Annotated in this window: 13 protein-coding genes; 7 read left to right on the forward strand and 6 right to left on the reverse strand. The window is 64.4% G+C overall.

Translation table 11 applies throughout. From position 1 onward, the window contains the following. Genes JQ566_RS21455 through JQ566_RS21470 form a run of 4 tightly spaced genes read right to left on the reverse strand, consistent with a single transcriptional unit; the run spans position 1 to position 4,724 of the window. Positions 1 to 1,089 carry an NAD/NADP-dependent octopine/nopaline dehydrogenase family protein gene (locus JQ566_RS21455; RefSeq protein ID WP_212375248.1) on the reverse strand — a complete coding sequence of 363 codons (1,089 nt, stop codon included), beginning with the start codon at positions 1,087 to 1,089 and terminating at the stop codon, positions 1 to 3. Continuing rightward, a complete protein-coding gene (locus JQ566_RS21460) occupies positions 1,086 to 2,621 on the reverse strand; it encodes a class I adenylate-forming enzyme family protein (protein ID WP_212375250.1) in 1,536 nt (511 codons plus the stop codon). The genes JQ566_RS21455 and JQ566_RS21460 overlap by 4 nt, the downstream gene beginning before the upstream one ends. Before the next feature lie 2 nt (positions 2,622 to 2,623). Next, positions 2,624 to 3,913, reverse strand: a complete 1,290-nt coding sequence (locus JQ566_RS21465; RefSeq protein WP_212375252.1) for an acyl-CoA dehydrogenase family protein — start codon at positions 3,911 to 3,913, stop codon at positions 2,624 to 2,626. 13 nt (positions 3,914 to 3,926) lie between these two features. Further along, positions 3,927 to 4,724, reverse strand: coding sequence for an alpha/beta fold hydrolase (locus JQ566_RS21470; RefSeq protein WP_249139678.1), 798 nt, complete (start codon positions 4,722 to 4,724; stop codon positions 3,927 to 3,929). A 213-nt stretch (positions 4,725 to 4,937) separates the two neighbouring features. Here JQ566_RS21470 and JQ566_RS21475 point away from each other — a divergent pair, with 213 nt between their 5' ends. From JQ566_RS21475 to JQ566_RS21490, 4 genes are all read left to right on the forward strand, one after another. After that, complete coding sequence (locus JQ566_RS21475; RefSeq protein WP_212375453.1) at positions 4,938 to 5,699, forward strand: SDR family NAD(P)-dependent oxidoreductase; 762 nt, start codon at positions 4,938 to 4,940, stop codon at positions 5,697 to 5,699. 39 nt (positions 5,700 to 5,738) lie between these two features. Continuing rightward, entirely contained in the window at positions 5,739 to 6,575 is an 837-nt protein-coding gene (locus JQ566_RS21480; RefSeq protein WP_212375255.1) for an enoyl-CoA hydratase family protein, read from the forward strand. A gap of 100 nt (positions 6,576 to 6,675) precedes the next feature. Then, entirely contained in the window at positions 6,676 to 9,027 is a 2,352-nt protein-coding gene (locus tag JQ566_RS21485; RefSeq protein ID WP_212375257.1) for a bifunctional salicylyl-CoA 5-hydroxylase/oxidoreductase, read from the forward strand. Positions 9,028 to 9,078: 51 nt separating this feature from the next. Beyond that, entirely contained in the window at positions 9,079 to 10,329 is a 1,251-nt protein-coding gene (locus JQ566_RS21490) for a flavin-dependent oxidoreductase (protein ID WP_212375259.1), read from the forward strand. Positions 10,330 to 10,338: 9 nt separating this feature from the next. On the opposite strand, the gene JQ566_RS21495 is transcribed toward JQ566_RS21490, so the two are convergent. Together JQ566_RS21495 and JQ566_RS21500 are read right to left on the reverse strand one after the other, a co-directional pair. Beyond that, the gene (locus JQ566_RS21495; protein ID WP_212375261.1) at positions 10,339 to 10,791 is read right to left on the reverse strand and encodes a cupin domain-containing protein; all 453 of its coding nucleotides are present in this window, start codon (positions 10,789 to 10,791) and stop codon (positions 10,339 to 10,341) included. 83 nt (positions 10,792 to 10,874) lie between these two features. Continuing rightward, positions 10,875 to 12,050 (reverse strand): ABC transporter substrate-binding protein, encoded by a 1,176-nt coding sequence (locus JQ566_RS21500; protein WP_212375455.1) that lies wholly within the window; start codon positions 12,048 to 12,050, stop codon positions 10,875 to 10,877. 251 nt (positions 12,051 to 12,301) lie between these two features. Between JQ566_RS21500 and JQ566_RS21505 the strand changes: the two genes are divergently transcribed. From JQ566_RS21505 to JQ566_RS21515, 3 genes are all read left to right on the forward strand, one after another. Next, positions 12,302 to 12,820: a MarR family winged helix-turn-helix transcriptional regulator gene (locus tag JQ566_RS21505; RefSeq protein ID WP_167406849.1), complete on the forward strand. Its 519-nt coding sequence runs from the start codon at positions 12,302 to 12,304 to the stop codon at positions 12,818 to 12,820. 148 nt (positions 12,821 to 12,968) lie between these two features. Beyond that, the gene (locus JQ566_RS21510; RefSeq protein ID WP_212375263.1) at positions 12,969 to 14,660 is read left to right on the forward strand and encodes a benzoate-CoA ligase family protein; all 1,692 of its coding nucleotides are present in this window, start codon (positions 12,969 to 12,971) and stop codon (positions 14,658 to 14,660) included. A 21-nt stretch (positions 14,661 to 14,681) separates the two neighbouring features. Next, positions 14,682 to 15,140: a RidA family protein gene (locus JQ566_RS21515; RefSeq protein ID WP_434057834.1), complete on the forward strand. Its 459-nt coding sequence runs from the start codon at positions 14,682 to 14,684 to the stop codon at positions 15,138 to 15,140. Positions 15,141 to 15,151: the final 11 nt, after the last annotated feature.

Consider the following 15,151-nt stretch of genomic DNA (forward strand, 5'->3'; position numbering starts at 1 on the left):
TCAGAATCCATTGCGGAGCAGCGTCTGCAATTCAGCCTTGCTGAGGTCGCCGAGCCCCAACGTCTGGAGCGTTCGGCCTCCGCGCGCAAAATCTTCGCCGCAGACTGCGCCACCGATCGACAGGAACGCTTTGGCGAGCGGCGTGGCCACGCCAGCCAAGCCGGCGACGGAAACCAGCAGCGACAGCCCGAGCCGCAGATCCTCACGCATGTAGCGGTGCTCGGTCAGCACGATCCGCTCTCGCCAGTCGCCGGAGTCGGTCAGACGGTCATGCGAACCGCGGCCATACATCCAGATCTCGCCCTCTCTCGCATAATGGTGAGCGAGCGGGAAATGCGGCGCGCCGTAGCCGAGCGCCTCGCGCACCGCGATCCGTTCGGCATCGAGCGCGTCGGTGACCCGCCGGATCGCGGCTTGCGTGCCTTCCTTGTGAATGTCCCAGCGTTCGAAATGTTCGATCGGGCCGGCATTCATCACGATCAACGGCGGATGGATGATCGGGCCTGCGTTCATCAGTGCGCCCGACAGCGCGTCTCCGCACGCCTCGATCGCGTCCGGGAAAGCGCGTCCGATCACTTCGAGGGCATGCGGCGCCTGATCAAGCGGAAACACGCCGACCGGGAGCCGCCTGGCGCGGATGGTGATCGCGACCTCGAACGGTCCGTGCTTGCGGGTCAGCCACGGAAGCGTGCCCGTTTCGGCAAAGCTGGCCTTTGCGTGGTTACCGGCGTCTCGCGCCGCCTGGGCGAAGATCATCGAGCCGAATGTCGCCGGCGGCAGAAACACGACCTGACCGTCCCCCAGGTGCGGCGCGAGCACACGGGCAATATCCGGCTGCGCGAAGGCGGGCGCGGGGCACAGGATCAGCTCCGTGCCGTTGACGGCCTCGGCGATGTCGGTCGTGACCAGCGCGAGCTTCACGTCGTGACGGCCGTTGTGATCCTTGACCAGGATGCGCGTTCCCGCGGCGCGCTGCGCCGCGACCTGATCGGCATCGCGGCGCCAAAGCCGCACCTCATGCCCCGACAGCGCAAAATCGCCCGCGGCCGCGAAAGAGCCGTTTCCCCCACCCAGAACTGCGATCTTCAAGATGCTTCTCCTTGCGCGCGGGACTGCGCATCAAGCTGCTTCAGCAGGAAATGCTGGACCTTGCCCAGCGCCGTTCGCGGCAGATCGGTGACGAAGACGATCTCGCGCGGAACCTTGTAGCGCGCGAGTTGCGCCTGAAGATGCGCCCTCAATTCGTCCGCTTCGAGCCGGCAGCCGGATCTCGCAATGACATAGGCGATCGGCACCTCGTCCCAGCGGGGGTCCGGCCGGCCGATCACCGCGCATTCGCTGACATCTGGATGTTCGAGCAGAACGCGCTCGACCTCGGCCGGGTAGACGTTTTCCCCGCCGGATATGATCATGTTCTTCTTGCGGTCGCGGACCCAGAAATAGCCGTCTGCATCGCACAGGCCGATATCGCCGGTGCGATACCAGCCGTCGTGCAACGCATCGCGCGTTGCAGCCTCGTTGCCCCAATATTCGAAGAACACGTTGGGACCGCGCACCACGATCTCGCCCGGCGTGCCCGCGGGCAATTCGTCGCCGGCCTGGTCGATCACCTTTGCCTCGCAGCACAGGCCGGCAAGGCCGGTCGATCCCGCGCGCGAAAGATCGCCGCCAAGCCGCGTGTAGACGGCGATCGGGCAGGTTTCCGTCGAGCCGTAGACCTGAAGCACGGGCACATCGCGCGCGACGCAACGCTCGATCAGGTGCGGAGGCACGATGGTCGAGCCGGTGGCGACGGCCCTGAGTGACGAAAGATCAGCGGTCGTCCAGGCGGGATGCTCGCTCACGGCCTGGAGGATCGCAGGCACCATCACCGTGAGTGTCGGTCGTTCCCGTTCGATGGCCGCAAGCGCGGCATCCGGCGTGAAGCGCGCATGGACCGTGACGGTCGCGCCCAGCTGCAGCGCCGGCGTGGTCTGGATGTTGAGGCCGCCGACGTGGAAGAATGGCAGCACGGTCAGCACGTGGTCGTCGGACGTCATGTTGTGCATGTGCTGGCTCATGACGCCGTTCCAGAACAGCGCCTCCTGGCGCAGCACCGCACCCTTTGGCCGTCCCGTCGTTCCTGACGTGTAGACGATGAGCAGCGGGCAGGAGAGGTCGGTGTGCGGGTTGCGGCCGCTGCCCTGGCTGCGGCTCAGCAGATCGTCGAATGTCGTGCCGCGAGGTGGCGTGAAGTCGAGGCCGACGACGGATGTCCCCGGCGCGGACTGCCCAAGCTCGTCGAGCACTCCGGAAAATGCCTGCTCGAGCACCAGGACCTTGGCGCCGGCATCACCGAGAATGAACAGCTGCTCGGCGACTGCCAGCCGCCAGTTCAGCGGCACCAGCATCGCGCCGAGCCGCGCGCACGCGTAGAGCAGAACCAGATAGTCCGGTCGGTTCAAGCTCAGAATCGCGACACGGTCGCCGCGGCCGACGCCGAGCGCCCGCTTCAAGGCCGTGGCCGTTTGCTCGATGCGCGCGGCGAATGCCGCGTAGCTCAGCCGCTTCCCTTCGAAGCCAATGGCTGTCTTGTCCGGCGCGAACGCCGCGTTGCGGTCGATCAGGCTACAGAGGTCCACGGTCAGTCGTCCGTTTCGCCGGCCTCGTACAGCGCTTCGCGCCCGATCCGGTCGAGGCAGAGCTCGGCGGTCCAGGGCAGCATCAGCGAGCCGCAGCGGCTGTCGCGATAGATCCGTTCCAGCGGCAGTGACTTGAGCATGGCCTGGCCGCCGCAGGTGCGGATCGCGAGCGCGGCGAGCTCATTGGCGCCCTCCATTACCGAGTATTGTGCTGCATAGGCGCGCAGAACCTGCTCCTTGCTCGGATTGGCGCGCGCTTCGGTCACAGCCTGAAACCAAATTGCCTTGATCTGCTCCAGCTTGATCTGCATCTGCGCGACCGCGATCTGCTTGGTCGGGTACATTCGCCGCTTGACCGGCGGCATGCCCGGAACCTCGCCGCGCAAGTAACGTACGGTGAAGTCGTAGGCGGCCTGCGCGAGGCCCATATAGGTCGGCGACAGCGTCAGGAACATGTGCGGCCAGCGCATCGCGGCCTGGAAATAGACGCCGCGCGGCATCAGCGCTGAATCTTCCGGCACGAACACGTCCTTGAACAGCAGCGTCCGCGAGACCGTGCCGCGCATGCCGAGCGGATCCCAGTCGCCGACGACCGAGACGCCTTCTGATTTGGCTGATATTGCAAGATAAAGCGTGTTGCGGCGCGAGGCCTTCTCGCCTTCCTCGATCTCGGTGCAGAGCACACCGTAATAATCGGCATGACCGGAGAGCGACGCAAAGATTTTCTTGCCGTTGACGATCCAGCCGCCTTCGACGGGCTTTGCCTCCGTCCCGAACGCAACGCCGCCCGCGGCTGCCGCACCGCCCTCGGAGAAAGGCTGCGAGTAAATTGCGCCATCCTCGACGATGCGCTTGTAGTGGATTGCACGCCGCTGCTCGTGCTCGGCGCGTGTCTCCGCATCCATGTCCAGGTCGTCGGCGAGCGGGCCTGACCACAAGGTCGAGCAAACGTGCATGTTCCAGGTCAGCGCGGTCGCGCCGCAATAGCGGCCGATCTCGGCGGCCGCCAAGGCATAGGTCTGGTAGTTCGCACCGAGGCCGCCGTGCTTCTTGGGGACGGCAATGCCGAGCAGGCCGACGCGATGCAGGTCGCGATAATTCTCAGTCGGGAAGGTCGCCTCGCGATCGTAGGCCGCGGCGCGTGCGGCGAACACGCTCTGGCCGATCTCGCGGGCGCGCGTGACGATGCCGGCCTGCTCGTCGCTCAAGCGGAATGCGGCAGGATCGAAGATCGGCGCATCCAGCGCGACCTTGTTGGTCGTGCCAATCGTCTTGGTGACTTGCATGGTCATCGCGCAGAAACCTTTACGCTTTGGTCGCGAGAGAGTTCAGAAACCAGCCGAGAGCTTCGTCAAAGGCACCGGGGCGTTCGAGATTGGCGAGATGGCCCACGCCGGCGAGCTCGACATATTCAGCTCCCGGAATAAAGGTCGCCGTCTTTGCCATCATCGGCGCAGGCGCGTTGTTGTCCTTTGAGCCGGACAGCAGCAGTGTGGGGACGGAAATATTCCCAAGCGTGCTGCGCTGATCGAAGCCGATCAGAGCCAGCATCATGGCGCGATAGCTGGCCTCGGGCACGCTCCCCATGCATTCGCGGGCAACCTCCATTCCGTTCGGATCGGGATCGTCGCCGACGAGTTCCTTCACCAGGGAGGGCGCGAGCGACTTCATCGTCTCCCCGCGATCGAGCGGCCCGAGCCGCGCCGAGATGAAAGACTTCTGCCAGTCGCCATCGGCCTTGCCAAAGGCGGGACTGGTCTGCGCCAGCACGACCGCGCGTGCGAGCTTGGGGAACTGCACCAGCCACTTCTGGACGATCATGCCGCCGATGGAATGGCCGATCAGAATAGGCCTGCTGGCACCGAGCTGCTCGATGAATTGTTGGAGCGCCTCCGCCAGGGCGGCGATGCTGACGCCGGCGAGCGGCGCCGATCCGCCATAGCCCGGCATATCCCATGCGATGGCGCGGAAGCGGTCGCTGAATGTGGCAAGCTGTCGCCGCCAGGCCCGCGCGGCGCCGCCGATGCCATGCAGGAAGATCAGAGGTGTCGCGCCCGGATCGCCCGCGGCTTCATAGGCGAAGCGTCCGTCCTTTGTTATCATTGGCACAGGCTGCGACACGCGACATCCTTTTGCTGGGCCCTTCGATGCTAACAGGCCTGTGGGGGATGGGAAGCGATAATTTTATACTTAAAGCAATTTTCGGGCCGCCTCTCGTGCGGCGTCATTCGCGGGGGCAAGCGCCGCTTTCGTTGCAAAAATTTGAAGGTTAAAATATATCGGAAGAACGACCACGAGATCCCTGGGAGCCAGCGCATGTCCGGATTACCGCACTCGCCGCACGCGCTGGTGACCGGTGGCGGCCGCGGCATCGGCCGTGCGATAGCTGCTTCTCTCGTCGGCGCTGGCGCGACCGTAACCGTGCTTGGCCGGAACGCGGCGGTACTCGAAGAGGCGGTCAATGCAGGTGCCGCGCACTTTGCGGCTGCCGCTGATGTCTCGAACGAAGCCTCGCTGAAGGCCGCCATTGCCGGGGCGAGTGCGCGCAGGCCGATCGATATCCTGATTGCCAACGCGGGCAGCGCTGAGTCGGCGCCATTCGCGAAATCGGACAGCGCTCTTTTCAGTCGCATGATCGATGTCAACTTGATGGGCGTTGTGCATGCCGTCCAGGCTGTCCTGCCGGGCATGAAGGATCGTCCCTATGGCCGTATCGTCGCGGTCGCGTCGACGGCCGGGCTCAAGGGCTATGCCTATGTCAGCGCGTACAGCGCAGCCAAGCACGCGGTCGTCGGCCTGGTACGTTCGCTTGCCCTCGAGATGGCTGGAAGCAACGTCACCGTGAATGCGGTGTGTCCCGGCTTCACCGACACCGATCTGGTCGCCGGCAGCATCGAAAACATCATGAAGAAGACGGGTCGAACCCGCGAGCAGGCGATTGCAGAGCTCGCGAAACATAATCCGCAAGGACGCCTGATCACGCCTCAGGAGGTCGCAGACGCGGTTCTCTGGCTGTGCGGCGAGGGCGCGAGCGCGATCACCGGGCAGGCGATCGCGGTTGCCGGCGGTGAAATCTAAGATGCGCAAGGCCCGGACCAAGAAAGCCAAGGAGATCGCATGAGCAGACCCGCCAATCCCGTCACCGTCCCGCTTGCGGATTACTCGCCGCAGCACTTCCTGCTGGCCGTGGTCGACGGCGTTGCCACCGTCACGCTCAACCGCCCCGAACGAAAGAATCCGCTGACGTTCGAGAGCTACCGTGAGCTGACCGATTTCTTCCGCGCCTGCGCCTTCGACGACGCGGTCAAATCCATCGTCGTCACCGGTGCCGGCGGCAATTTCTCGTCTGGCGGCGACGTGTTCGAGATCATCGGTCCGCTCGTGAAGATGGATACCAAGGGGCTGACCGCCTTCACGCGCATGACCGGAGAGCTCGTCAAGGCGATGCGGGCGTGCCCGCAGCCGATCGTGGCCGCGGTCGAGGGCATCTGCGCCGGGGCCGGGGCGATCATCGCCATGGCATCGGACATGCGCCTTGCGGCAAGCGGGGCCAAGGTGGCGTTCCTGTTCAACAAGGTGGGGCTGGCCGGCTGCGACATGGGCGCTTGCGCGATCCTGCCGCGCATCATCGGGCAGTCCCGCGCCTCCGAGCTGCTCTACACCGGCCGGTTCATGACTGCGGAAGAGGGCGAGCGCTGGGGCTTCTTCAGCCGCATCGTCACGCCGGAGCAGGTGCTGCCCCAGGCGCAAGTTCTGGCGAAGCAGATCGCGGAAGGACCGACCTTCGCCAACACCATGACCAAGCGGATGCTGGCCATGGAATGGGCGATGTCGGTGGAGGAGGCGATCGAGGCGGAGGCCGTTGCCCAAGCGCTGTGCATGACCACGGCGGATTTCGAGCGCGCCTTCGAGGCTTTCGCCAACAAGGTCAAGCCGGTCTTCAGGGGCGACTGAGCCGGCTGATATTATCCGCAGCCAAGCCAGCAACGGGGACTTGCGTGAAATTATTTTAGGCTTAAAATAGTTTCGTGGCCGTAGAAGTGGCGAGGCTCCCATGAAAGTCGCGATCATCGGTGGCGGACCTGCGGGTCTTTATGCGGCGATCCTGCTGAAGAAGCAGCGGCCAAACGCCGATATCGCCGTGTATGAGCGCAACCGCGCCGACGACACCTTCGGCTTCGGCGTGGTGTTCTCGGATGCGACGCTCGATAATTTCGAGAAGCACGATCTTCCGAGCTACCGCCGCATCACCCAGGAGTTCGCCTACTGGGACGACATCGCCGTGCATTTCCGCGGCACGGTGCATCGGGTCGGCGGCAACGGCTTTTGCGGCTGCTCGCGACGCAAGCTGCTTCTGATCCTTCAGGAGCGGGCCCGCGAGCTGGGCGTCATCTTGCATTTCGAGGTGGACATCGACGATGAATCCCGCTTCGCCGATGCCGATCTCATCCTCATCGCCGACGGCATCAACAGTCGTTTCCGCGAGAAATACGTCGATCATTTCCAGCCGGAGGTCGACGTCCGCTCCAACAAGTTCGCCTGGATGGGATCGACCAGGCCGCTCGATGCCTTCACCTTCATCTTCCAGGAAACCGAGTGGGGGCCGTTCATCGCCCATGCCTATCAGTACGAGGCCGGGCACTCGACCTGGATCTTCGAGACGGACCCTGAAACGTTCGAGCGGGCGGGACTGACGGGGCTGGACGAGGCTCAGTCCGCAGCGCGAATGGCGGACATCTTCGGCTGGTTCCTTGATGGGCACAAGCTGCTGACCAACCGCTCGATGTGGCGCAACTTCCCCATGATCCGCAGCAAGCGCTGGGTCAAGGACAACATGGTCCTGCTCGGCGACGCCAAGGCCAGCGCGCATTTCTCCATCGGCTCCGGCACGAAGCTCGCGATGGAGGACGCGATCGCGCTGGCCGAAGCCATGGAGCAGGCGCCCGGCATCGAGGCGGCGCTGGAGGTTTATGAGCACGGCCGTCGCGAGGAGGTCGAGAAGACGCAGCATGCCGCCGACGTCTCGCTGGTGTGGTTCGAGCACGTCGACCGCTTCTGGGATTTCGACCCGGTGCAGTTCGCCTTCGGCGTCATGACGCGCTCGAAGGCGATCACCTATGACAATCTGAAACTCCGCGCGCCGGATTTCGTGACGGAGGTCGACAAGTCGTTTGCCAGGCAGGTGCGCAGCAGCGGCTTCGATGTCGACACCGACCGGCCGTTGGTTCCGCTGTTCCAGCCGTTCCGGTTGCGTGAGATGAAGCTCGCCAATCGCGCGGTGGTGTCGCCGATGTGCATGTACTCGGCGCAGGAGGGAGTGCCGACGGACTTCCACCTCGTGCATTACGGCTCGCGCGCGATCGGCGGCGCCGGGCTGATCTTCACCGAGATGACCTGTGTCAGCCGCGACGCCCGGATCACGCCCGGCTGCGCCGGCCTGTGGAACGACGAGCAGGAGGCCGCATGGCGGCGCATCGTGGATTTCGTCCACGGCAATTCGGCCGCGAAGATCTGCCTCCAACTGGGCCACGCCGGCCGCAAGGGCGCAACCAAGTTGATGTGGGACGGCATGGACCGTCCCTTGGAGCAGGGCGGCTGGGACGTTTTCTCGGCATCGCCGCTGCCCTATTTCCCCGACAGCCAGGTGCCGCGCGAGCTCGATCGCGCCGGCATGAATGCGGTGAGAGACGCTTTCGTCGCGGCGGCCGAGCGTGGCGAGCGCTGCGGCTTCGACATGCTCGAATTGCACTGCGCCCACGGCTATCTGCTCGCAAGCTTCATCTCGCCGCTCACCAATACCCGTACGGACGAGTATGGCGGCTCGCTCGAGAACCGGCTGCGCTTCCCGCTCGAGGTCTTCGAGGCGCTGCGCGCGGTGTGGCCCTCGCACAAGCCGATGTCGGTGCGCATCTCCGCAACCGATTGGGCTGACGGCGGCATCATCGGCGACGACGCCGTCGCCGTCGCGCGCGCCTTCGCCGAGGCGGGTGTCGATCTCGTCGACGTCTCGACCGGCCAGACCGTGCGCGATGCGCAGCCGGTCTACGGGCGCATGTTCCAGACGCCCTTCTCCGACCAGGTCCGCAACGAGGCGCGCGTGGCCACCATGTGCGTCGGCAACATCACCACGGCGGACCAGGCCAACACCATCTTGGCTGCCGGCCGGGCGGATCTCGTCGCACTCGGCCGTCCCCATCTTGTCGACCCGTTCTTCACCATGAAGGCGGCGGCCTGGTACGGGGCAAACGATGCCTTCTGCCCTCCGCAATATCTGCCCGGCAAGGATCAAATTTTCCGGAACAGCGTGCGCGATCGGCAGGACCTCGAGGAGCTGAGAATTAAGGCTAAGCCCAAGACCCGGGCCGAGCTCAAGGCGGAGGCGACAAAGCCGCTTGCGGCGGAGTGACCGCCCGTGCGACGTTAACCCATTGCCTGTGTTTCGAGTGGAGTTAGGGCGATGAAGGCGATTATCGTCGGTGGCGGTATCGGTGGTCTCACCACGGCATTGATGTTCCGCTTGCGCGGCCTGGATTGCGAGATCTACGAGCAGGCCGACACCATTCGCGAGCTCGGCGTCGGCATCAACACGCTGCCGCATGCCATGCGCGAGTTGGCCGGGCTCGGCCTGTTGCAGAAGCTCGACGACGTCGCGATCCGCACCGATCAACTCTACTATCTCAACCGCCACGGCCAGGAGGTCTGGCGCGAAGCCCGCGGCATCGACGCTGGCCACGACGTGCCGCAGTTCTCGATCCACCGTGGCCGCCTTCAGGGCGTCATTCATCGCGCGGTCGAGGAACGGCTCGGGGCGGACGCAATTCACACCGGTTGCCGCCTCGGTGCCTTCACACAGGATGAGGGCGGCGTCACCGCCTACTTCTTCGATCGCGCCGGCGCGCACGTCCACACCGCGCGTGGCGATATCCTGATCGGTGCCGACGGCATCCATTCGCGCGTCCGCGAGACGCTGTTCCCGAACGAGGGGCCGCCGTGCTGGAATGGGCTGATGCTGTGGCGCGGCGCCCGCGACTGGCCGCTGTTCCTGACCGGCAAGTCCATGATCGTGGCTGGCGGTCTCAATGCCAAGGTGGTGATCTACCCGATCGCGGAAGGATCGAGCCCGGCAAGCCGGCTGACCAATTGGGCGGTGCTGGTGAAGGTCGGCGAGGGCAATGCCCCGCCGCCGCGGAAAGAAGACTGGTCACGGCCGGGCCGCCGTGAGGAGCTGATGCCGCATGTCGCGCGCTTCTCGGTTCCCTATATCGACGTGAAGAGCCTGATCTCGGCAACGCCCGAATTCTACGAATATCCGACCTGCGATCGCGATCCCTTGCCCTATTGGTCGTCGGGCAGAGTCACGCTGCTCGGCGACGCCGCGCATCCCATGTATCCGGTCGGATCGAACGGCGCCTCGCAGGCGATCCTCGACGCGCGCTGCCTGGCGGACGTGCTGGTGCGCGCCGAACACCCACGTCAGGCGTTGCTCGAGTACGAGAAGAAGCGTCTGCCGATGACGGCCGAGATCGTCCGCTCCAATCGGCGCGGCGGCCCCGAGGGCGTCATCGACGCCGTCGAGCAGCTCGCGCCCGACGGCTTCGACAATGTCGACAACGTCCTGAGCTATTCCCAGCGCGAAGCCATCGTGCGCGGCTATGCGACAAAGGCAGGCTTTGCCGCGGTGCCGGGTCTTGCCGCGGTGCGCGCTTAAGACAGGCTGCTAGCCGCCGGGCGGCGGCAGGAAGTGGATGTTGAACTCGGCGGCCATCGCCACCACGTCCTCGGGCTTCTGCTCCTTCATGTTATGGAGGCCCCAGAACAGGTCGAACAGCTTGCGGCTCGGCGAGACCCAGAACAGCACCTTCGCAGTCTGCTCCGACTTGTTGAAGATGCCGTGCGGCACGCCCATGCCGAGCCGGATCAGGTCGCCTGCGGTCGCCTGCGCCTCCGAATTGCCGAGCACGAAATCCAGCTTGCCCTCCAGCATGTAGAGGTATTCATCCTGGTCGGGATGGATGTGCGGGGGCACGAAGGTGCCCGGCGGCAGCGTCGCATGCCAGGAGAAGCTGTTCTCGGCGTAGCTCTTCGGTACATAGGTCTGGCCGAGGATGTTCCAGGAGATGCCCTGGATGCCCTCATTGGCCCGGGTGATGCCGGTGATTTCGCTCTTCATTGCAGTCCTCCCGTAACGCGGTACAGCTATTGTTTGAGCATGATCTTTTCGGAAAACCGCTGCGCACTTTTCCGGATCATGCCTCAGTTCGCCGCCTTGCAATCCTTGGCATGGCGGTCGCCGTAGTTCTCAAAGACCTTCTGCACGATCTCGGTCTGGAACTTGCCGTCCGGACGCTTGGCCACCTTGGTCAGGTAGAAATCCTGGATCGGATAGCCGTTGGTGTTGAACTTGAAGGTACCGCGCAGCGAGGTGAAGTCGGCCTTCTTCAAAGCGGCGGCGACCGCGTTCTTGTTGGAGAGGTCGCCCTTCACGGTCTTGATGGCGCTATCGATCAGCATCGCGGCATCGTAAGCCTGGAAGGCGTAGGTGCCGGGCACGACGTTATAGGAGGCCTCATAGGCGGCAACGAACTTCTTGTTTTGGGGATTGTCGAGATTGGGCGCCCAGTTCGCACCGCCGAACATGCCGACCGCCGCATCCTGCTGCGCCGGCAGGGTCGATTCATCCACCGTGAACGCCGAGAGCACCGGAATGGTGTCGGCGAGCCCGGCCTGCCGGTATTGCTTGACGAGATTGACGCCGAGGCCCCCCGGCATGAACGTGAACAGTGCATCGGGCTTCTGCGACGAGATCTTGGACAGCTCCGGCTGGAAATCCAGCGTGTTCAGCGGCATGTAGGATTCTTCTACGATCTCGCCCTTGTAGTCGAGCTTGAAGCCCACCACCGAATCCTTGCCGGCCTGATAGTTCGGGACCATCAGGTACATGCGCTTGTAGCCGCGATCCTGCGCGACCTTGCCGAGGATCTCGTGCACCTGATCGTTCTGATACGACGTCACAAAGAAGAACGGGTTGCAGTCCTTGCCGGCGAAGGTCGAGGGGCCGGCGTTGGGGCTGATCAGGAAGGTCTTCGATTCCGTGATGGGCCGGTGGATCGCTTGGAGGATGTTGGAGAAGATCGGGCCGACCACGAAGTCGACCTTCTCACGCTCAAGAAGGCCCTTGACCTTGGTCACTGCTGCATCCGGCTTGAGCTCGTCGTCGACGACGACGACCTCGACGTCGCGGCCGCCCATCTTGCTGCCGAGATCCTTCACTGCGAGCGTGAAGCCGTCGCGAACCTGCTGGCCAAGCGCGGCGGCAGGGCCCGACAGGGTCACGATCACACCCAGCTTGATTTTCTCCTGGGCGAGGGCAGGGGTCACCGCGGTGCCGAGCAGCATTGCCGCCGCGGCCAAGGTCATTTGCGTCTTCATCATCTATCCCTCGTGACGATTGGCTTGTGCTGCAAGCCACGTACTCCGATCCAAGCTTATGCCGATGGCGGCCGCCGCGGCAAGACGAGCTCGAGGTATCGCATCCTTGCGGGCAGCTGCGCATGCAAGCGGCGCGCCAATTATTTGAAGCCTAAAGAAATTGACGTGCGGTCGATTGTTGCAGCTTTGGACTTGCAGCCGGCTCGGATTTATTTGAAGCTCAAAACGTTGGGGAATCCGTGCCGGCGCCAATGCCGGCCGTGAGTGACTGCATCAACATGCTCGATTCCGAGACCAAGGCCGTCGAAACGCCGGAGGACCACGCCGAGGAGCTTCGGCTGTGGCTGCGCTTGTTGACCTGCACGACCCTGATCGAGGGCGAGGTGCGCGGCCGGCTGCGGCAGCGCTTCGATGTCACGCTGCCGCGTTTCGATCTGATGGCGCAGCTCGACAAGGCGCCTGACGGCATGACGCTGTCCGATGTCTCCAAGCGCATGATGGTGTCGAACGGCAATGTGACCGGCCTCGTGGAGCGGCTGGTGGACTCCGGTCATCTCGACCGGCGGACCTCGGAGACGGACCGCCGCGTCCAGGTGATCCGCCTCACGAAGCTCGGCCGGGCCGAGTTTCGCAGGATGGCTGCGGAGCACGAAACCTGGATCGCCGATCTCTTCGCTGACCTCTCGCCGAAGGACGTGCGCGAATTGATGCGCCTCCTGGCCAAGACCAAGGCCTCGGCGCAGAAATCGGCCGCGCGGCGCCGTCCATAAACCGGCTGGCCGAGCAGGCCGCAAATCCCCTTTGCCACAGGAAAAAGCACGGCATGCCCAAAATCCGCTATTGCGCCGAATTGTTTTAAGCCTAAAATGTTTTCCAGATCGTGCTGCCGGGTGCAATCCATGCTGAAAGGAGCGTGCGATGGCCAACGCCGCCAAGGTTCAAGTGTCGGGTTCGTGTGACGGCAATGCCGCGACGGCTCATGTCGATACGTTCGCGCGGCAGCATCTGCCGCCGCGCGAGCTCTGGCCCGAATTCATTTTCACGCGGCCGGAGCTGCGCTATCCCCCGCGACTGAACTGCGTCAGCTATTTCCTCGATCGCTGGGTCGAGCAGGGCCAGGGCGATGCACCTTGTGTCATCAGCCCCGGCGTCAGCTACACCTATCGCGAGCTGCAGGCGCTGGTGAACCGCATCGCCAACGTGCTGGTCGGGAAGCTTGGTCTGGTCCCCGGCGGCCGCGTGCTGTTGCGCTCTGCCAACAACCCCATGATGGTTGCGACCTATCTTGCGGTGATCAAGGCCGGCGGCATCGTGGTGGCGACGATGCCGCTGCTCCGCGCCAAGGAGCTGTCTTATCCGATCCAGAAAGCGGCGATCGCGCTGGCACTGTGCGACGGAAAGCTCGCCGACGAGATGGAGAAGGCGAAGGCAGCAGCGCCCGGTCTCGAGCGCGTCGCTTATTGGGGCAACGGCGCTTCCGATTCGCTCGAAGCGCTGATCGCGGATGCGAGCCCGGAGTTCGGGGCTCTCGATACCGCCGCCGATGACATCTGCCTGATCGCTTTCACGTCGGGCACGACTGGCGATCCCAAGGGCACCATGCATTTCCATCGCGACATGCTCGCGGTCTGCGACGGCTATGCGCGCAACATCTTGCGGGCCGAGCAGAAGGATCGCTTCATCGGCTCGGCGCCGCTCGCATTCACCTTCGGCTTCGGCGGCGTGTTGTTCCCGATGCATATCGGCGCCTCCTTCGTCGTGCTGGAGAAGACGACGCCGGACGACATTCTGAATGCGATCGAGCAGCACAAGACCACGGTCTGCTTCACGGCGCCGACCGCATACCGGGCCATGCTCGGCAAGCTCGCGGGCCGCAACATTGCTTCGCTCCGCAAATGCGTCTCCGCCGGCGAGACGCTGCCCAAGCCGACATTCGAAGCCTGGCTGAAGGCCACCGGCATCAAGCTGATGGACGGCATCGGTTCGACCGAACTGCTGCACATCTTCATCAGTGCGACCGAGGACGAGATCCGCCCCGGCGCCACCGGAAAGCCCGTGCCGGGCTATGAGGCCAAGATCGTCGATGACGAGGGCCGCGACGTGCCGCCCGGGACGATGGGGCGGCTCGCCGTGCGCGGGCCGACCGGCTGCCGCTATCTGGCCGACGAGCGGCAGCGGAAATACGTCCAGAACGGTTGGAACATCACCGGCGATACCTATCTGATGGATAGCGACGGCTATTTCTGGTACCAGTCGCGCTCCGACGACATGATCGTGTCGGCCGGCTACAACATCGCAGGGACCGATGTCGAAGCAGCGCTGCTCACGCATCCGGCGGTCGCCGAGTGCGGTGTGGTCGGCGCCCCGGACGAGGCGCGCGGCATGATCGTGAAGGCCTATGTCATAGCCGCGCCCGGCGTGACGCCTGACGCTCAGCTCGTGGCTGAGTTGCAGGAGCATGTCAAACGCGAGATCGCGCCGTACAAATATCCGCGCGCCATCGAGTTCGTGGTGCAATTGCCGAAGACCGAGACCGGCAAGCTGAAGCGCTTTGCCCTGCGGCAACTGGCGCAGGCCGCGACGACGTCCTCGGGCGTCGCTGCGGAATGAGAGAAGGATAGAGAATTGTCTGTGACGACGCCGAAATCCCCGCAACTGGCGGTGCTGCCGACAGCAGCCGAGGACGGAACGCGCATCAACGCGCAGATCCTCCAGCCGTCAGGCTGGCCGGTGCCGAAGGGCTATGCCAACGGCATGGCTGCCGAGGGGCGCATCGTCGTCACCGGTGGGGTGATCGGCTGGGACGCCGAAGAGCGTCTCGCCGACGGCTTCGTCGCGCAGGTGCGTCAGACCTTGAGCAACATCGCCGCGATCCTGGCCGAGGCCGGTGCCCGGCCCGAGCACCTCGTGCGCCTGACCTGGTACGTCGTCGACATGGACGAGTACCTGGCCAATCTGAAGGAGCTGGGCAGGGTCTACCGCGACGTCTTCGGGGCGCACTATCCTGCGATGGCGCTGGTTCAGGTCGTCCGCCTCGTGGAGAAGGCGGCGCGCGTCGAGATCGAAGCCACCGCCGTCATTCCTCGCTGAGCTCCGCCGCG

This window comes from Bradyrhizobium sp. SZCCT0231, assembly GCF_018130245.1.
GTDB classification, from domain to species: domain Bacteria; phylum Pseudomonadota; class Alphaproteobacteria; order Rhizobiales; family Xanthobacteraceae; genus Bradyrhizobium; species Bradyrhizobium japonicum_F.